Consider the following 17,264-nt stretch of genomic DNA (forward strand, 5'->3'; position numbering starts at 1 on the left):
AAATCCTTTCGTAAAAGAGAGTTACCCGGGATACGATCCCGGGTATCAGCTCCATTGTAACGCGTCTAGGCGAGCGGTTCCATTCCTTGTTCCACCCATGAATCGTAAGTCGGACCGTACAAATCCGGCAGTTTCAATCCGGCCTGCCGCATCAGGACGGTCATCTGTCCGCGGTGATGGGCTTGGTGCATGAGGGTAAAGCGCAGCGAACCTCCGTTGTTCCACTCCTGGCCGGCGATGGTTTGCGTCTCCAGAAGCTTGACGTCCGTCCACTGCGTCTCGACCGCTTGGAGAATGGCCCGGCTGACCCGCTCGTACTGGCCGGCAAGCGCAGCGGCCGATTTTTTTACTGCGTCACTGTTATCGGGTGCATCAAACGCCAGCCCGAGCGATGTCATATAATGAACGGATTCCACGAGATGCCATGCAAGCCCGCCCAGGGTCCGGTGCTTGTCCGTTATGGCCTGCCCGAGCGATTCATCGGTCAGTGCGTTCATGATCTTCTGGGTCATTTCCGCTTCGTTGGTCCATTCCGCTGCAAAATCTTTAATGCTTGTAAACATCATGCATTCCTCCATTTTTTTGAAGTTTTGTTCGGTTTATTAGCAGTATACACAAAAATCACTGACAGTCTCGGTCAGTGATTTTTTGGAATGCTGCTGTATTTATTTATTTATTTTTAATGTGGGCAACCGCTAAGCCGTTCCTCGAAGGATCAACTGGACAATATAACTGGCCGTTTCTTCTGCTGGGCACGCAGCTGTTCCTCTGCTCCATTCGAGGGCGGCGCCGTAAAGGGTCCAACTGGCCGCAAGGGCTACGGTATCCAATGGAACGTTCCAGCCGAAATCCTCCGGTTTGAGCCGCTGCAGCCAGGCCGTGAGCAGTGATTTGATTTCCTGCTGCATCGTTTGTTCAAAGACAGGATTGATTGTTTCCACCGGACTGCAGCGACCGTGAAGGGACCGGAAATGCTCAAGGAGGTTCACGGCCAGCATCTGAAGATGATCGCTGTTCCATCCGGCATCCGGGGGCAGATGCTGCTGCAGGCGGGTATGGAGCTTATCACGGATCGATTGTTCCAGCAGGGCGTATTTGTCCGGATAATGCGAATAAAAGGTGCCCCTGTTGACATCCGCACGTTCGGCAATATTTCCAACCGTCATGGCGGTAAAGCCCTTTTCTTTCATCAGCTCTGCGAACGACTGCTTCAGCAGATTCTCCGAGCGCCTGCTTCGCCGGTCTTGCGGAACGCCTCTGTTTTCCATGCATGTGCCGCCTCCTTTATACCTATGTAATATTCAACAATGAGGCTCAGATGTCGGATAACGGTCAAACGCGGACGATTGACGATTTTCTCCGGCCCGTGTTTTCCCTATTGTAGGGGGTGGCAGGAAAAGAATCAATCCATGGAGGTAAGGTGAACATGCCTGGTTATCAGCGAAAAGAAACCATGAAAGCGATCCGGTATCACCGGCACGGAGGGCCGGAAGTGCTGCAGTATGAAGTTGTTCCGGTTCCGTTAGTCAACGAGCGCGAAGTGTTGGTCCGCGTGCATGCGGCATCGATCAATCCGGGAGATTGGCAGATCCGCTCGGGGATGGCGGGAGACCGTTTTCCGCTGCCGTATATCCCCGGGTGGGATATTTCCGGCACCGTCGAAGAGGTCGGAGCGGGCGTCACGTCTCTGCGGGTCGGTGACGAGGTTTTTGGCATGACGGCGAACAGCGGCGCGTGTGCGGAATATGCGGCTCTGCCTGCAGCGCAGCTTGCACGAAAGCCCCGCAGCATCAGCCATGAAGCGGCGGCCGCCCTTCCGCAGTCGGCCTGTACGGCCTGGAACGCGCTGTTTGTTCAAGGTGGCCTGAAGGCCGGCCAAAGGGTGCTGATCAACGGTGCATCCGGCGGCGTCGGCCACTTCGCCGTGCAGCTCGCCAAATGGAAGGGAGCCGAGGTGACCGGCGTAGCCTCCGGCAGGAATGAAGCATTTTTGCGTGAGCTTGGGGCTGATCAATTTGCCGATTATTCGTCCGGTTCATGGACGCAGGCCGTTGATCCGGTCCAGCTTGCGGTCGATACGGTCGGCGGAACCGAAGGAAACCGGCTTTTGGAGGTGATCACGCCTGGGGGATCGCTGGTTCCGGTCACGCGGGGGAATTATGACACCGATCAGGCGGCCGCCGGGCAGATTGACGTTCACGAAGTTGCGATGCTGCCGGTCACGACAGCGGATTTGGAACGGATATCCCGCTTAGTGGAGGAAGGGCAGCTTCGAGCGGCCATCGACCGGATGTTTCCTTTAAAAGAGACCGCCCTGGCTCATGAGCTCAGCGAAAGCCGGCGAGCCAGGGGGAAGATCATTATTCATGTAAGCAGCACGGCGGATCGATAAAAACTTCCTTATTTTTTTCGTGGAAGGAACAAGGCTGCGACTCCCCCGATGATCATCCCGGCGGCAGCCAGATACATGGCCGTGCGGACGCCTGCTGCCTGCGCGACCAGAAGCGAGCCGCCGCTTTGACCGGCGATACCGGAATTGGCGATGAAGATCAGGAAGGCCATGCCGATGGCGTTGCCGATATTCAGCGTCGTCGAGGCCATACCCGAGGCCACGCCCTGCTCCGATGGAGCCACACCCGCGGAAGCGGCGATCCACATGCCGGTCCATACGACGCCTTGGCCGAGGCCGGAAATGATCAATCCGGGCACGATAAGCAGATAGCCGGAGTCGGCATACGCCCCCAGCGGGATGAGGGCGGTGCCAACGATGCCGATCATGCTGCCGGTCAGAATCGTGCTGCGCATGCCGTAGCGCGTGGCAAGCTTTTCGCCCCATTGGGTTCCAAGGGCAATAGAAAGCGATGGCACGATAAAGGCAAGACCGGTTTGCAGGGCATTGAATTGATGCACGTTCTGGAACAGTACCGTGAGAAAGTAGGGGATGGCTCCAAAGGTACCCATGTAAAGAAAGGTTATGATCATGCCCGTGACCAGGCTCCGTCTCCGGAGAAGACGCGGCGGCATCAGCGGATTGGAGGTTCGGTTTTCGATCCAGGCAAAAGTAAGAAATAACAACAGGGACAGAAGGGCGCATATCAGAATACCGGGGGAGCCCCATCCTGCCTCAGGCCCCTGAACGAGGCAATACACGAGTAAAGTTGCAGCGCCAGTAAAGCTTAGTGCCCCAGGCAGATCAAAGCTGCTCCTTCCGGATTGGACGGAGTCCCGCGGAATGGCAGCGAGTGCGGCCAGAGCTGCACCGCCGGCAAACAATACGTTGACGAAGAAGACGGCTTCCCATCCAATGGCGTTCGTCAGCACGCCGCCGAGGAGAGAGCCCAAGGTCAATCCGCTGGCTCCCGCTCCGCCCCAGACTGCGAGGGCCCGGTTGCGCTTAGGTCCTTCTTCATACAGCCGGTTGATAAGGGATAGGGTCGCCGGAAAAAGAAAAGCGGCTCCGATACCTTGCAGCGCTCTGGCCAGGATGATGACCAGCGGACTCCATGCCAGCCCTCCAAGCAAGGAGGCCAGCGCGAACAGGAGCAGCGCGGAGATGAACATCCTTTTTTGCCCGAGCTGGTCTGCGGCACGTCCGCCAAGAAGGAGGAAGCCGCCGCAGAAAATCGTATAGGCGCTGACGACCCACTGAAGGGATTGTTCCGAAAAGCCAAGTGCACGGCCCACTTCGGGGAGCGCAACAAACACGATATTAATATCAAGGGAGTAGATCAGCTGGGCGAAAGCGAGGATGGCCAGGCTCCAGCCCAAGGCTTTCTTTGACATCGCCGGTGTGGCGGCAGAATGGGCAGCGGTAATGACCTCGCCCCTTGGACTTGCTGACAACGGGTCTCGTGATGACACGCGAAAAGCACCTCATTTCAAAATGTTTTGAAATGATTATATTTCAACAAAAATTGAAATGTCAATACAGAGGGTGTATAATATGATCTATGAGATCCCATTACGAAACCGAGATGGCCAAAGCGGCCAAAGCACTCAGCGATCCGATCCGGATGAAAATTTTGACGATGATTAAAATGGGCAGGCAGCCGGATTACCAGTCTCCTGTCTGTACGTTTGAGCCTGCGGCCGTATGCCCCGCGGACCTGCAGCTTAAGCTGGGAGACGTATCGCCGTCCAAGCTGTCCTACCATTTGAAGGAGCTTAAGGATGAGGGGTATATCAAGGAATGCAGGGAGGGAAAACGGCATTATTATTCGCTGCAGCCGGAACGGCTGAAGCAGTTCACGAAAGATTTAAGCTGGCTGTATGAATAGGAAAGCGGAGCGGGGGTTTGGAGACAGATCAAGCTGATGCCTGCCCTTTATCCGTAAGCACAAACACCCCCCGATAATGTCGGGGGGTGTTTCGATTTGATGCAAGACAGAGAGCAGTCAGCTGCGTTCAGGCCTGCTCCTCTCGGCTGTATGGCAGCCGGACCCGGAACGTGGTCCCCTCGCCTGGTGAGCTCTCAGCTTCGATGGTGCCTTGATGCGCCGCGACGAACTCCTTGGCGATGGCGAGCCCAAGCCCCATTCCGCCGCTGTGCCGGGAGCGGGAAGCATCGGCCCGGTAGAAGCGGTCGAAGAGGTTCGGGAGATGCTCGGGGGCGATGCCGGTGCCGGTGTCCTTCACCGCGATCTCCAGCCATGGCCGTCCGTGTGCATCCTGGACCTCAGACAGGATCACTTGGATCGAACCGCCATGCGGCGTATGCCGGACGGCATTGGTCAGCAGGTTGAGAAAGACCTGGGTTATCCGGCCGGAGTCGACCGGGATCATCGTGGAGCCGGCTTGGCTCACCAGCGTCATGGCAATGCCGGCATCCTGTGCGCGGGGCAGAAGCCGCTCGAGCGTCTGCTCCAGCAGGGCACGGACGTCCGTCCGGCTGAACTCAAACGACAGCTTGCCTGCCTCGGCCAATGAGAGCTGATGCAGATCGTCCACGAGCCGGGTGAGCCGGATCAGTTCATCCTGCAGCGGAAGCAGCTGCTCGGGTTCGATCGCTTCGCCTTGCTGCTGCAGCATATCCATCTTTCCCCTCATGATGGAGAGGGGAGTTCGCAGCTCATGCGCGACGTCGGCCACGAGATTGCGCCTCGCATCCTCGGCCCGGCCCAGCTGCAGGGACATCCGGTTGAAGGCGGAAGCGACCTCGCCGTACTCATCTTTAGTCGTGACCGGAACCTGCACCCCATGCCGGCCTTCCTTAATCTGCTCAATCGCAGAAACCAGCCGGCGAAGCGGGGAAGTAAGACGGCGGGAGATCCAATAGGCAGCCAGCAGGGCATCAACAATGAACACCACGGCGCTGACGATCAGCAGAAAGCCGACGCCGTGTGAAATGCCAAGCTTCACCTTGGAGATCACGCTGATCTCCGGGTCGTAGTATCGAAAAGACCCGACGTCCCGTCCATTCGTCTCGATGCGGTATTCTACCCCGAGCCCCCTGATCATGGGCTCGGCCACGCTGCCGAAGATGGCCAGCTTCCTGTCGTGGACGTCGTACAAGATCAGGCCGCTGTCTTGAACTTCTTCCAGTAAGTCGCCGGGAGCCAGCTTCTCAACACCGTTCCAGGAACCGCCGTGCCGATCATAATATTCGGTGAGCGTACGCGACAGGGCACTGATTTGCTCTTGGTCGGAGGACGGTGTCAGCTCGCCCAGCAGCCCGCGCACGACTGCATTTGTGATCAGCATAAACGTCAGGCTCATGACCACGATAAAGGCGGCCATGGCCCAAAACAGTTTCCGGCTAACGTTCACGGCGGTCACCGAACCGGTATCCGAATCCGTACACGGTGTTAATAAACACCGGGTTGGACGGATCGTCCTCGATCTTTTTGCGGATCCGGCTGATATGGGCGTCCGCGGTCCGCTCGTCGTTCAGCAGGTCGTCATCGACCGCAGCCAGCAGCTGCAGGCGGCTGTATACAATGCCCGGCCGCGAAGCCAGGGTGGCGAGCATTTTGAATTCGGTCGGTGTCAGCAGAACTTCCTCCCCGCGTTTCCACACCCGGCACTGCGCCTCGGATATCGTTAAATCTCCCCGCACGATCCGGTCGTCCGGAGTCTCGTCCCCATGGATTCTCCGGAGAACCGAGCGTATTCGCGCGACCAGCTCCCGGAGGGAGAAGGGCTTCGTCAAATAATCGTCGGCGCCGACCTCCAGCCCGATGATTTTATCCGTTTCCTCCACTCTGGCGGTCAGCATGATGATTCCCAGCTTCGGCAGCTTCCGCAGCTCCCGGCACACGTCAATGCCGCTCATTCCCGGCATCATCCAGTCGAGGACGACCAGGGACGGCTTCCGTTCGCCGGCGATCCGGAGCGCTTCCCGCCCGGATAAAGCCGTGATCGTCTCGTATCCCTCCTGCTGGAGAAACGGCTCCATAAAGGCCAGCACTTCCTTTTCATCATCGACAAGCAGCAGAGTATGCGTCATGTGTTCATTCTCCTTTTTCTCGAGAGCCTCGGGCCGTTGCAGCCTTTCCGGCTTTTATCCCCCTCATTATATACCGGTTCCCGCGGATGCGGGGACAATTCACCAAAGCCGTAAGGAACCGCAACAAGTTCGCAACATTCCTGAAGGAAAACCCCGGACAACCCCGCATGGACCAGGGAAAAAGCCGCGAAAAATCGGATGCATTTTCATCGCAACAACAAGAGAACTTCACAGGTTCACAACAAGTCGCTGCTACAATAAACTCCAGGCGGCAAAACACGGGGTGCGCCGCAGACCATCGCAATCTACTGCTTCATTGCAGTCTATGCAATGGAATGCAGTTCAACGGGAGGGAAGTCTATGCTGAAGCAGCACCATGTGATCAAAGTACTGCTGGCTGCCGTCGGCGGCGCTGCCTGCGGCATCTTTCTGTCAACCATTATTGCCGCTCTCGGTTATCTGATCCATGACCGGCCGGCCGGGACACCTTATCTTCCGCTGATCATGGCTGCGTTGTTTGCGGGGATCGCCGCGTTGACGTCCGATTATAAGGGAGGAAAACCACATGACAAGCATCGATCTTAATCCATCTAAAGATAAAATTTCAGGGGGCAGACGGATTTCCCGAGGCATCTTTATCGGACTGTCCTGGATATTGGTCGCCTGCATCACGGTTCAGGTGTACATCGCAGGGTCGGCTGTGTTCCAGAATCCGGTGAACTGGCGGCTCCACGAAAACTTTGTTCATTTCTTTGGGTTTGCCCCGCTTCTGATGATCATTTTTGCCATTACGGGAAGATGCTTTAAAGGCAGCGCGTGGCTCAGTTTGGCCATGTTTGTTCTGATCGACTTGCAGTACATGACGGCGCATGTGCCTGCGCTGGGCGCCATGCATCCGGTGATGGCCCTCGTGCTTATCCTGCTGTCGCTGTACACCGCACTGCGAAGCACACGGCGGCAGTAATGGGGAATTTAAGCCCGAACAGTTGTGGAGGGGACCGGTGCCCGGGTATACTTTGAAATAAATGAAGATCATATCGTTGTTTCAAAGAGAGGGCTGTAGCATTGACCTTACAACAGTTAAAATACGTCATCGAAGTCGCCAACCGCGGGTCCATGAATGAAGCGGCCAAACGGCTGTTTATTTCGCAGCCAAGCCTGTCGAATGCGATCAAGGATCTGGAGGAAGAGCTGAACATTACGATTTTTGAACGGACGAACAAAGGGATTACCCTGTCCAAGGAAGGCGCCGAATTTCTCGGCTATGCCCGGCAGGTGACCGAGCAGGCGGAGCTGCTGGAGAGCCGCTATATGAACGCCAAGCCGTCGCCGCAGCATTTTTCCGTATCGACCCAGCACTATGCGTTTGCCGTCAATGCGTTCGTGCATTTGGTCAATGAGTATGGGCAGGACGAATACGAACTGGCGCTGAGGGAAACGAAGACCCATGAAATCATCCAGGATGTCAAAAGCCAGCGGAGCGAAATCGGCATTCTGTACCTCAATGAATTCAACAGCAAGGTCATCAACCGGCTGCTGAAAGACGCCAATTTGAAATTCACGAGCCTGTTTACGGCCCGGCCTCATATTTTTATCAGCATCCATAACCCGCTCGCCAAGCAATCCATCGTGACGATCGACCAGCTGCAGGATTATCCCTACCTGTCGTTTGAGCAGGGGGAGTACAACTCCTTTCACTTCTCCGAGGAAATTTTGAGCACACTGACGCATCCGAAAAGCATCCGGGTCAACGACCGTGCCACGCTGTTCAACCTGCTGATCGGACTGAACGGTTATACGATCTCAACCGGTGTGCTCAGCGCCGACCTGAACGGGAACGAGATTATTCCTGTGCCGCTCGACTGCGACGAGACGATCAATGTCGGCTGGATCTGCCATCAGAATGCGGCGCTGTCCAAGCTGGCGCTGGAGTATATCGAAGCGCTGCATCAGGCGATCTCCGATTGATCCGTATTTTTGGAAAATAAGGGTGAAACGCCGGGACGTAGTCTCGAGGTATGATTTGCAGCCACGCTTGCCGCTTTATGCGGCGGGGGTGGTTTTTTGTAACGCATAAGTTGGGTGCTCCATCTCATATATTGTCCAGTGACGGATGGTTATCGATGGGAGGGATACGCCTGCAATGAATGAAGAGGCGCTCTTTGAGCACAGGTTTTGGCTGCAGATTTTGGGGGATCATGCCCGTTTTATCTACAACGCTCTGGCGTCGAAGGAAGTCAAGGACGTACAGACGGCGGCTTCGTTCGTCCAATGGTTCGACCGGCTGCTGGGACAGGCGCGCTCGTTTCCTGAGGGACAGCCGCTGAAGGAGCTGAACGAACAGGCGAATCAGGCGGTACATGAACTGCGGGCGTTTAAACTGGATCTTCTCGACCGGGTGCTGCAGCGCAAAGTGGTCATCGGGTTGTCGCCAACGTTTATCAATCATATGGTGAACGAGCTGGAGGAATATGAGCGCATTCTCGCTGAGCTGTTAAAGGGAAGTCCGGTTCCCCGCTATCACCCGCTGCATCACGATCTGCTGTGGCTGCCTGACGCGGCTTTTCACTCGGCATCGATCGCTTCGGATCTCGACGGGGTGGAGCGGAGGCTGATCCAGAGGAGCAAGGAATTTGAGCAGCATTTCAACGAATTTTATTTGAAGGCGCTTGAGCTTGTCGGATACTTGCGTACGCTGCGGACGACCTATCCGGCGGTGAAAAAGTTCCACAGCGACGTAGATCTGGAAATGTCGGCGTTTATGAACTTTCTGCTGGAGATCGAAGAGCTGGACATCAGCGCCGAGCTGCTGAGCAGGCTGAACAGGCTGGTGCCGGACCATATGTTCCGGGAAGAATGCTATTATTTGCAGAAGCTGTCCCAATTCGGCGAGGTGCCGCGTCCTGATTGCGACCCGGCAAAGCCGAGGGTGGAGTAACGCCCCAAGGGATTGATCATAAAACCGCTTTAGAATGCCTCTTTGCTCTTCGGGTATGCCCCGGGTGCCGGGAGGTTTTTTACTCCTGAACACAAACCGGCTGGCTGCGGACAGGGATGGATAATATCAAATAAATCCAGTTTATTTGCGCTGCAGTCCATTGAGTTCGACCGGGCGATGCGTGATAATGAGGGCACAAGATCACTACCAAACGAAGAGAGGTTGATGTATTCGTGCGTAAAGTCAAGGTTGGCGTCATCGGTACCGGCATGATCAGCACCGTATATCTGAAAAATTTGACCGGCATGCTCGACCATATCGTCGAGGTCAAAGCCGTAGCGGATATGGTTCCGGAGCTCGCGCAGAAAAAAGCGGAAGAGTTCGGCGTTCCGAACGTGTACACCGTGGAGGAGCTGCTGGCCGATCCGGAAATTGAAATCGTTCTCAATTTGACGGCCCCCGCCGCGCATGCCCCGCTGAACCTGCGGGCTCTTGAGGCCGGGAAGCATGTGTACACGGAGAAGCCGTTTGCCCTCAACCGCGAGGATGCCGATGAGGTTCTGGCTCTGGCCGAGTCCAAAAACCTGCTTGTCGGCTGCGCGCCGGACACCTTCCTCGGCGCCGGCATCCAGACCTGCGTCAAGCTGATCAATGACGGATGGATCGGTACGCCTTACGGTGCAAGCGCTACGATTATCATGGGGAACGCCGCGGGCGGCATGCATCCGAACTTCCGCAACTTCTTGAAGCTGGGCGGCGATCCCATCATGGATATGGGGCCTTACTATTTGACGGCGCTGATCGCGCTGCTCGGACCCGTACAGAGGGTAACGGGATCCGCCCGCCAGCTGCAGCAGGAGGTCGTCGTGGCCAATCCGAAGTCGCCGGCATTCGGCCAGACGGTGCCGGTGGAAGCGCCGACGAACGTATCGGCGGTGCTGGACTTCCACAGCGGCGCGGTGGCAACCCTTCAGGCAGCCAAAGAGGCGTTCGGCTATTCCCCGCGGCTGGAAGTGTACGGCACGGAAGGCATTCTATACGTTCCGGATCCGAACTTCTTCGGAGGCGCCGTATCCATCCAGTTCCCGAACGGGCAGACGAAAGAGATCCCGCATTCCCATCCGTATGCCGAGGAAGGACGCGGCATGGGCGTCGCTGACATGGCTTATGCGATCCAGTCGGGACGTCCGAACCGGGCAAGCGGCGAACTGGCGCGCCATGTGCTGGACATCTCGCTCGGCATCTTCGAAGCGTCTCAGCAGGAACGCCACATTCACCTGAAATCCACGGTGGAACGTCCGGCTCCGCTGCCGCTCGGCCTGAAATACAACATGCTGGATCTGTAACAATCACCGCACGGAATATCTATCTCATTTCAAACCAAGAGAGGATGCATAGATCATGACCCAATTTCCCGTCGCCGTACAGCCATATACGGTTCGCGAACAATTAAGTAAGGATTACATAGGCACGCTGGAGAAAATCGCCGCCATCGGCTATCAGGGCATCGAGCTCGGACGCCCGCCGGAAGGCATCACTGTGGCAGAGCAGAAGGCGCTGCTGGACCGGATCGGACTCAAGGTCATCGGAACCCACGCCGGATTCGATACGTTTGATTTCAACCCGGACGACATCGCGGATTATCTCGAGGAGGTGGACGGCGGTAAATTCGTGGCGCTGTCGCTGCGTTTTGCGTCCCGGGACGAGGTGCTGGCCAAGGCCGCCAAGCTGAACGAAGCGGGCGAGAAATTCCGCCGGCGCGGGGTTCAGCTGCTGTACCATAACCACGACTGGGAATTCGCCAAATTCGACGGCGAATACGCGCTCGATATTTTGCTCCGCGAAACCGATCCTTCCTTGGTTCAGATGGAGCTGGATACGTATTGGGTCAAGCGGGGCGGTGAAGATCCGGTGTCGTACCTCGCCAAGCTTCAGAACCGGTGCCCGCTGCTCCATATCAAAGACGTGGAAGCCGGCGAGGAGCAGTTTTTCGCTGAAATCGGGGAGGGGATTCTCGATTTCAAGGCCATCGCTCAAACGGCGCGGGAGGTAGGAACCGGCTGGCTCGTCGTCGAACAGGATCAGAGCCGGCGCGATCCGCTGGAGAGCCTGGCGATCAGCTACCGCAATTTGCAGGGGCTCGGACTGATTTAATCAATTATTTTCTTACGAACGAACATCGAATGGGCCTGAATAGGAACCGAAGCTAAGACTCCACTTCGTGGGGATGAGGAAGGGAACTGCCATGAATACAACGGAAAGCCAATCCAGCCGGGCGGCCTCGCATCTTGTGCACCTCCCGAGGATCCATATCGTCGGGGACATCGTCAAGAAGCCCGGCACCTCCCTCGGCCCGCGGCGGATTCACGATTACGAGCTGCTGTATTTTCCGGATGGAACGCGCAGCGTCTACAGGGTGGAGGGAGAAGCATACGTCCTGCAGGAGCCGAGCTTTATCGTGACCAGGCCGGGCGAATACCACGCCTATGAATACGACCCGCAGCAGCCGGCGCGCCATCTGTTCATTCATTTCGGATTTCCGGAAAATGCCGGGACGGAGGCGGCGCTTCCGCTCCTTGCGCCCGGCGGGCCGAGCTGTATTCCGCTGGACGAGGAGCTTCCGGTCGGTATGATGAAGCAAATCATGCATATTGCCCATGCCCACACGGACCGGATGCAGAGCCGCGGGAGCTCGCTTCTATGGTCGCTGCTGACGGAAATCAGCGGCCACCTCTACGACGAGCCGCTGACGACGCCGGCCAACCGGATTCCTCCCCAAATCGTCAAGGCGCTCGATTATATCGACAAGCATTTGGGGGAGGCCATTTCGGTGGAAATGCTGGCGAGGCGGATCGGCTGGTCGCATGAGCATTTCTCCAGGTCTTTTGTGCAGTATATGGGCCGCACGCCGCGCGATGCGATCATTCAACGGCGGATCGAGCGCGCCTGCCAGCTCCTGCTGTACGAGGAGCACAGCATCAAGGAGGTCGCCTTTGCGGTCGGATTCTCGGATGAAAATTACTTCAGCAGGGTGTTCAAAGCCGTGAAGGGACTCACCGCCAGCCAGTACCGCAAAAAGTATTACAATCCGATGTACCGGGATTTGGTTCCGGTCAAGGAGTCGGAATCGCTGTATCCGGTCAACCGGATTCTGTATAACATCGGGGCCGGCGAAGGTTAAACATTCGCCTGGCTATAGAGGAGAGTGATGCGAATGAAGGAGAAGGTGAGGACAGCGGTGGTCGGTTACGGATTCGCCGCCAGGACGTTTCACTGCCCGGTCATCACGGCCGTACCGGAGCTGGAGCTGGCGATGATCGTCCAGCGCAGCGGCCATTCGTGCTTGCAGGCCTACCCGTCCGTCCGGGCTGTACAGGACGTCCGGGAAGCCTATGAGGATCCGGGCATCGACTTGATCGTCATTACGACGCCGAGCACGGCGCACTACTCGTTTGTCAAGGACGCCCTGCTGGCCGGCAAGCATGTCGTCGTGGAGAAGCCGTTCACGGCGACGACGGAGGAAGCGGACGAACTGATCGCGCTGGCACAAGACAAGGGGCTGGTGCTCAGCGTGTTCCATAACCGCCGGTGGGACGGCGATTACCTGACGCTGCAGGAGGTTGTCCGCCGCGGTCTGGTCGGCCGGATTACCGAAGCGGAATTCCGCTGGGACCGGTTCAGCCCGAATGCCGATCCGAGCCGCTGGCGGGATGCAGGGGCCGAAGGGTCCGGGACGTTCTATGACCTGGGCGTCCACCTGATCGACCAGGCGCTGACGCTGTTCGGGCTTCCGGACAGCGTGCAGGCGGAGGTGCGGACGCAGCGGGAGCGGACGCTGGCCCCGGACTATTTTGACGTATCGCTGGGGTATCCGGATGGGCTGAAGGTGTCGGTGAAATCGACCCTGCTGGCCCGGGATCCGGCTCCGAGATACCGGTTGTACGGGACGGAGGGTTCGTTTGTCAAGTATGGAGAAGATCCTCAGGAAAATCTGCTGAAGGCCGGCAGGCTGCCGGGATCGCCCGGATGGGGCGAAGAGCCGCAGGAGATGTGGGGAAGCCTCGTGGCGAGCCGGGACGGCCTGCAGTTTACGGGGCGTCTGAAGACGATTCCGGGATGTTACGACGCCTATTACCGCAACGTGGCTGAGGCTATCCATGGTGTGTCAGAGCTTAGCGTAAAGCCCGAGCAGGCTCGGATGGCGATCTGTGTCATCGAGCTGGGCATGCAGAGCCATGCCGAGCAGAGAAGGGTGCCATTTACCCCTTAACTACTTACGGAAAGAAGGAGATCAAGCTTGTTTCCTTTTAAATTGTCATTGAATACATCTACACTCCTGCCTTACGGACTCGGCGTCAAAGAGCAGGTCCGCGTGGCGGCGGAAGCAGGCTATGAGGGCATCGAGCTGTGGGTACGGGACATTGAAGCTTACCTTGCAGAGGGCGGCGAGCTGCAGGAGCTTAGACGGTATATCGAAGATCATGGACTGAAGGTGGCGAACGCCATCGCCTTCTGGGCTTGGGCCGACCGTGATCCTGAAGCGAGACAGCGCGGTTTCGATCAAGCGGAGAAGGAAATGGAGATGCTGGCGGAGCTGGGCTGTCTCGCGGCGGCGGCGCCCCCCTTCGGACAGGTTGACCACGTCACGCTGGACGAATTTGCCGCTTCCTTTGCCAAGCTGGCCGAGTTGGCCCGCCGGATCGGCATAGAGCCCTATCTTGAATTCTGGGGAAAAGCGGCCCGGCTGAACTGCCTGAAGGATGCGATTTACGTAGCTCAAGCCAGCGCGGTGGCGGACGCCAAAATTCTCATCGATCCGTTCCACATGTACACCGGCGGCAGCGAGCTTCGGGACCTTGAAGGCTTGCCTGGGAACCAGATCGGCATCGTCCATGTGAACGATTATCCGGCGGCGCCGTCCCGCTCCGAGATCCAGGACGCCCACCGGGTATTTCCGGGAGACGGCATCGCTCCGTCCGAAGCGCTCGCCAGAACGCTGGCGGATGCGGGATATGAGGGCTACCTGTCGCTGGAGCTGTTTATGGACAGCTACGGCGGGTTGACCGCCCTGGAGACCGCGAAGCTTGGCATCGCCAAGATCCGGGAGGCTTACAGCCTGTAATGTCCAGATCCATCGCGGGAGACAACCCCGTTAGCAAGCTGTCGCTGCTTGCGATTACGTGGCCGATTTTTGTGGAATCGGCCCTTCAAATGTTTCTCAGGACATCGGACACGTTCATGCTGAGCAAGGTGTCCGACGGCGCGGTTGCGGCGGTCGGTGTCGCGAACCAGATCATCATGTTTGCGGTGCTGATGTTCAATTTCGTGGCGCTCGGCTCCGCGGTGGTCATCTCGCAGTATTTGGGTGCCCGCAGGCAGCATGAAATCGGCCGGCTTGCCGGGTCCTCGCTGGCGCTGAACTTCCTGTTCGGCCTGGTCGTGAGCGTCATCGTCATGATGCTCAGCGGGCCGCTGCTGCGGATTTTCGACCTCGATCCTTCCCTGTTCGGGCAGGCGGAGAAGTATTTGCTCATCGCCGGGGGGGCCCTGGTCATTCAGGCGCTGCTGACCGCTGTCACGGCCATGATCCAGTCTCACGGATTAACCCGGCAGACGATGGTCGTCACGATCGGCATGAACGTACTGAATATTTTCGGGAATTACCTGTTTATTTACGGCCCCGGAGGCTTTCCGAAGCTGGGCGTCGTCGGGGTGGCAATATCCACCGCCTTTGCCCAGTGCGTCGGTCTGGCCGTCAATCTGGTGCTGCTCCGCAAGGCGGCGGGCGTCTACATCCGCTGGAACGACCTGTTCGTGTGGAGCCGTGAGCATATCGGGAAGGTGCTACGCGTCGGCGTGCCGTCCTCGGCCGTGTCCTTGTCGTACTCCGCCAACCAGTTTGTGACCACGGCCTTTATTTCGTCGCTTGGGGCCAGCGTGCTGGCAACGAAAATTTACACGCAGAACATCATGTTCTTCGTCATGATTCTGGCCGTCTCGCTGGGCCGGGGCGGGCAGATCATCGTCGGGCAGCTGGTCGGCGCGGGCCAGAGGGAAGAGGCCTACAAGCAGGTGATCCGGAATCTGATCCGCAGCGAGCTGATCACGCTGGCGGCCGTCGCCGTGCTGACGCTATTCCGGCAGCCGCTGATGAAGCTGTTCACGACCGACCCGGACATTATCGCGATGGGAGCGGCCTTGCTGCTGCTGAGCTTTCTGCTGGAGCCGGGGCGCAACTTCAACGTCATCCTGGAACGGTCGCTGCAGGCAGCCGGCGACGCCCGGTCCGCCATGATCGTGTCCATCACGGTGACCTGGCTCTTCAGCGTGCCGCTGACGTACCTGCTCGGCATTTATTGGGGATACGGCCTGTACGGCATCTGGGCGGCTTTTATCGCCGACGAATGGCTGCGGGGCATCCTGCTCTGGGTCCGCTGGAGGAGCAAGGCCTGGCAGCGAAAAGCGCTGGTGCAGCTTCGCAGCGAGGAGCAGGCGCTATAGCCGCCCGCGCAGGCAGCACGAAAGAACCGCCACTCGGGGATTATCCGGGGTGGCGGTTCTTTGTGCCGGCGCCGAACAGGGACAGATATGCCGAGGAGCGGCGGATCAAGGCGCGGGTATCCGTCGGGAATTCCCGGCCGAGCAGCGGGAGGCGGTTGTAGGGAGCTTTCGCCTGGATTTCCGTTTCAAGGGCAGCCGTCCGGCCGGAGATCGCAAGCGACGTTCCTCCCCCGATGCGCAGCGATGCTGCGGCTCCTTCGGCGTAAGCCGTACGGTTCAGCTCGAGAAGGCCGACATCAAGGGATCTTCCCATCTGTTCGGCTGTTGTGCGCGCGGTATGCTGCTCCAGGCGTGACCTGACATCAAGCAGCGCCATCAGCGCGAGCGGGTACTGATTGTGATCCGGATGCTTCAGAATGTTCATGGCCGTCGCGGTGATGGCCTCTTCCAGCGTCAGGCCGCAAATATAGCGCAGGCGGCAGCCCCACCGTACCAGATCGAAGGCTTGCTTGCCTGAGCACAGCAGGCCCTCGGCAAGCCCTTCCTCGCCGGAGTAAGGCAGCTTTAAAATGCCGATCCGGCAGTTTTCCAGCCAGCCCAGGCTGTGGTGCTGGTATCTTGGAAGAACGATTTCAAACAGTTCGATGGTGGGAATCAAAGCCCGGTTCATCGTGACATCCTCCTTGACCGTGATTTCATGGATACTCCCTGCCGTCTTGTTCCGGATCGTCACGGCCAGTAGGGTTCCATACATGTGTCCGATTGGTAAACTATCCGCATCATACGTCCAAGGGATATCTTTGGCAAGAAGACGAGGCGGATTTTTCGGATCAAAACCAGCATCTTTCCAGTGCAAAGTCCAAAATTCCGGCAAAAAGCCGCTTTTTTTCAGCCTAGCGGCTTCAGCCCTATACCGGCATTATATTCCGATCCAATGGGCGGGTTCAGCCATATGAATGGCTTCCCGCCTTCAGTTATCCAGCAAAGCTAAGGAAAGCGGTAGGAAAGGCCGTAAAACAATGATTCCTACGGATTAGGACCCGTTTTCCCATCAGATCCCCAAATAAAGCAGGGAATCGTATCGTTTCCCTGCTTTACAGTTCGCCGTCCCAGGCGTATATTCATTTCATCATCCAATAGAGTAAGATTTGCGACTTGATGAACGCTGAATTTTCCGATGAAAAGCGGGGGAACCAATCGCAGTCCTCGTCCCACGGATCTTTATGCTGGGGCTTGCGGCTTGCAGGGGTGAATCGGAGGCAGGACAATGCCTGTTTCCGTAGGGCTACTCTCACGGCCCGAATCCGTCAGCTAACCTCGTAAGCGTAGTTGAGAGCGGAGGAAACTGTGATTTGACGCATCAACACAGGGTATCTGCTC

The 17,264-nt window shown here is 57.6% G+C and carries 18 protein-coding genes and 1 riboswitch; of the genes, 12 read left to right on the forward strand and 6 right to left on the reverse strand.

Annotated elements, in window-relative coordinates; genetic code table 11:
• Positions 1-65: 65 nt before the first annotated feature.
• Together KI379_RS04195 and KI379_RS04200 are read right to left on the reverse strand one after the other, a co-directional pair.
• Positions 66-566, reverse strand: a complete 501-nt coding sequence (locus tag KI379_RS04195; protein ID WP_306433636.1) for a DinB family protein — start codon at positions 564-566, stop codon at positions 66-68.
• 129 nt (positions 567-695) lie between these two features.
• Positions 696-1,268 carry a TetR/AcrR family transcriptional regulator gene (locus KI379_RS04200; RefSeq protein ID WP_212982866.1) on the reverse strand — a complete coding sequence of 191 codons (573 nt, stop codon included), beginning with the start codon at positions 1,266-1,268 and terminating at the stop codon, positions 696-698.
• A 158-nt stretch (positions 1,269-1,426) separates the two neighbouring features.
• Here KI379_RS04200 and KI379_RS04205 point away from each other — a divergent pair, with 158 nt between their 5' ends.
• Positions 1,427-2,392 (forward strand): NADP-dependent oxidoreductase, encoded by a 966-nt coding sequence (locus tag KI379_RS04205; RefSeq protein WP_212982867.1) that lies wholly within the window; start codon positions 1,427-1,429, stop codon positions 2,390-2,392.
• 8 nt (positions 2,393-2,400) lie between these two features.
• On the opposite strand, the gene KI379_RS04210 is transcribed toward KI379_RS04205, so the two are convergent.
• On the reverse strand, positions 2,401-3,861 hold the full coding sequence (locus KI379_RS04210) for an MFS transporter (protein WP_208629319.1): 1,461 nt from the start codon (positions 3,859-3,861) through the stop codon (positions 2,401-2,403).
• Between the two features lie 89 nt (positions 3,862-3,950).
• Here KI379_RS04210 and KI379_RS04215 point away from each other — a divergent pair, with 89 nt between their 5' ends.
• The gene (locus KI379_RS04215) at positions 3,951-4,277 is read left to right on the forward strand and encodes an ArsR/SmtB family transcription factor (protein WP_076170324.1); all 327 of its coding nucleotides are present in this window, start codon (positions 3,951-3,953) and stop codon (positions 4,275-4,277) included.
• A 127-nt stretch (positions 4,278-4,404) separates the two neighbouring features.
• Here the strand turns inward: KI379_RS04215 and KI379_RS04220 are convergent, their stop codons facing one another.
• Complete coding sequence (locus KI379_RS04220; protein WP_076170757.1) at positions 4,405-5,766, reverse strand: sensor histidine kinase; 1,362 nt, start codon at positions 5,764-5,766, stop codon at positions 4,405-4,407.
• On the reverse strand, positions 5,756-6,445 hold the full coding sequence (locus tag KI379_RS04225) for a response regulator (protein WP_076170323.1): 690 nt from the start codon (positions 6,443-6,445) through the stop codon (positions 5,756-5,758). Before KI379_RS04225 ends, KI379_RS04220 begins: the two co-directional genes overlap by 11 nt.
• A gap of 360 nt (positions 6,446-6,805) precedes the next feature.
• On the opposite strand from KI379_RS04225, the gene KI379_RS04230 reads away from it, so the two are divergent.
• The 10 genes from KI379_RS04230 (at position 6,806) to KI379_RS04275 (ending at position 15,884) form a co-directional block, all read left to right on the forward strand.
• Positions 6,806-7,030, forward strand: a complete 225-nt coding sequence (locus tag KI379_RS04230) for a DUF5957 family protein (RefSeq protein WP_089545962.1) — start codon at positions 6,806-6,808, stop codon at positions 7,028-7,030.
• A complete protein-coding gene (locus KI379_RS04235) occupies positions 7,011-7,409 on the forward strand; it encodes a DUF6220 domain-containing protein (RefSeq protein ID WP_212982868.1) in 399 nt (132 codons plus the stop codon). Before KI379_RS04230 ends, KI379_RS04235 begins: the two co-directional genes overlap by 20 nt.
• Before the next feature lie 101 nt (positions 7,410-7,510).
• On the forward strand, positions 7,511-8,413 hold the full coding sequence (locus KI379_RS04240; RefSeq protein WP_076170320.1) for a LysR family transcriptional regulator: 903 nt from the start codon (positions 7,511-7,513) through the stop codon (positions 8,411-8,413).
• A gap of 175 nt (positions 8,414-8,588) precedes the next feature.
• Entirely contained in the window at positions 8,589-9,383 is a 795-nt protein-coding gene (locus KI379_RS04245; RefSeq protein WP_212982869.1) for a DUF2935 domain-containing protein, read from the forward strand.
• 233 nt (positions 9,384-9,616) lie between these two features.
• Positions 9,617-10,729, forward strand: coding sequence for a Gfo/Idh/MocA family protein (locus KI379_RS04250; protein WP_212982870.1), 1,113 nt, complete (start codon positions 9,617-9,619; stop codon positions 10,727-10,729).
• Between the two features lie 55 nt (positions 10,730-10,784).
• Positions 10,785-11,537 (forward strand): sugar phosphate isomerase/epimerase family protein, encoded by a 753-nt coding sequence (locus KI379_RS04255; RefSeq protein ID WP_089545967.1) that lies wholly within the window; start codon positions 10,785-10,787, stop codon positions 11,535-11,537.
• A gap of 91 nt (positions 11,538-11,628) precedes the next feature.
• Entirely contained in the window at positions 11,629-12,564 is a 936-nt protein-coding gene (locus KI379_RS04260) for an AraC family transcriptional regulator (RefSeq protein WP_212982871.1), read from the forward strand.
• 33 nt (positions 12,565-12,597) lie between these two features.
• Entirely contained in the window at positions 12,598-13,653 is a 1,056-nt protein-coding gene (locus KI379_RS04265) for an oxidoreductase (protein WP_212982872.1), read from the forward strand.
• A 27-nt stretch (positions 13,654-13,680) separates the two neighbouring features.
• Positions 13,681-14,505, forward strand: coding sequence for a sugar phosphate isomerase/epimerase family protein (locus KI379_RS04270; protein WP_212982873.1), 825 nt, complete (start codon positions 13,681-13,683; stop codon positions 14,503-14,505).
• Positions 14,505-15,884 carry an MATE family efflux transporter gene (locus tag KI379_RS04275; RefSeq protein WP_089545972.1) on the forward strand — a complete coding sequence of 460 codons (1,380 nt, stop codon included), beginning with the start codon at positions 14,505-14,507 and terminating at the stop codon, positions 15,882-15,884. Before KI379_RS04270 ends, KI379_RS04275 begins: the two co-directional genes overlap by 1 nt.
• 40 nt (positions 15,885-15,924) lie before the next feature.
• Here the strand turns inward: KI379_RS04275 and KI379_RS04280 are convergent, their stop codons facing one another.
• On the reverse strand, positions 15,925-16,554 hold the full coding sequence (locus KI379_RS04280) for a hypothetical protein (protein WP_212982874.1): 630 nt from the start codon (positions 16,552-16,554) through the stop codon (positions 15,925-15,927).
• Between the two features lie 483 nt (positions 16,555-17,037).
• Positions 17,038-17,225: riboswitch (cyclic di-AMP (ydaO/yuaA leader) on the forward strand.
• Positions 17,226-17,264 lie beyond the last annotated feature (39 nt).

Origin of the sequence: Paenibacillus cineris (assembly GCF_018333335.1) — a bacterium.
Lineage (GTDB): Bacteria > Bacillota > Bacilli > Paenibacillales > Paenibacillaceae > Paenibacillus_AQ > Paenibacillus_AQ favisporus.

Bases quoted from the DNA above. Each gene is read 5' to 3' on its own strand.
- KI379_RS04195 (WP_306433636.1), bottom strand. From the start codon at position 566: ATGATGTTTACAAGCATTAAAGATTTTGCAGCGGAATGGACCAACGAA.
- KI379_RS04200 (WP_212982866.1), bottom strand. From the start codon at position 1,268: ATGGAAAACAGAGGCGTTCCGCAAGACCGGCGAAGCAGGCGCTCGGAG.
- KI379_RS04205 (WP_212982867.1), top strand. From the start codon at position 1,427: ATGCCTGGTTATCAGCGAAAAGAAACCATGAAAGCGATCCGGTATCAC.
- KI379_RS04215 (WP_076170324.1), top strand. From the start codon at position 3,951: ATGAGATCCCATTACGAAACCGAGATGGCCAAAGCGGCCAAAGCACTC.
- KI379_RS04225 (WP_076170323.1), bottom strand. From the start codon at position 6,445: ATGACGCATACTCTGCTGCTTGTCGATGATGAAAAGGAAGTGCTGGCC.
- KI379_RS04230 (WP_089545962.1), top strand. From the start codon at position 6,806: ATGCTGAAGCAGCACCATGTGATCAAAGTACTGCTGGCTGCCGTCGGC.
- KI379_RS04235 (WP_212982868.1), top strand. From the start codon at position 7,011: ATGACAAGCATCGATCTTAATCCATCTAAAGATAAAATTTCAGGGGGC.
- KI379_RS04245 (WP_212982869.1), top strand. From the start codon at position 8,589: ATGAATGAAGAGGCGCTCTTTGAGCACAGGTTTTGGCTGCAGATTTTG.
- KI379_RS04255 (WP_089545967.1), top strand. From the start codon at position 10,785: ATGACCCAATTTCCCGTCGCCGTACAGCCATATACGGTTCGCGAACAA.
- KI379_RS04260 (WP_212982871.1), top strand. From the start codon at position 11,629: ATGAATACAACGGAAAGCCAATCCAGCCGGGCGGCCTCGCATCTTGTG.
- KI379_RS04265 (WP_212982872.1), top strand. From the start codon at position 12,598: ATGAAGGAGAAGGTGAGGACAGCGGTGGTCGGTTACGGATTCGCCGCC.
- KI379_RS04275 (WP_089545972.1), top strand. From the start codon at position 14,505: ATGTCCAGATCCATCGCGGGAGACAACCCCGTTAGCAAGCTGTCGCTG.
- KI379_RS04280 (WP_212982874.1), bottom strand. From the start codon at position 16,554: ATGAACCGGGCTTTGATTCCCACCATCGAACTGTTTGAAATCGTTCTT.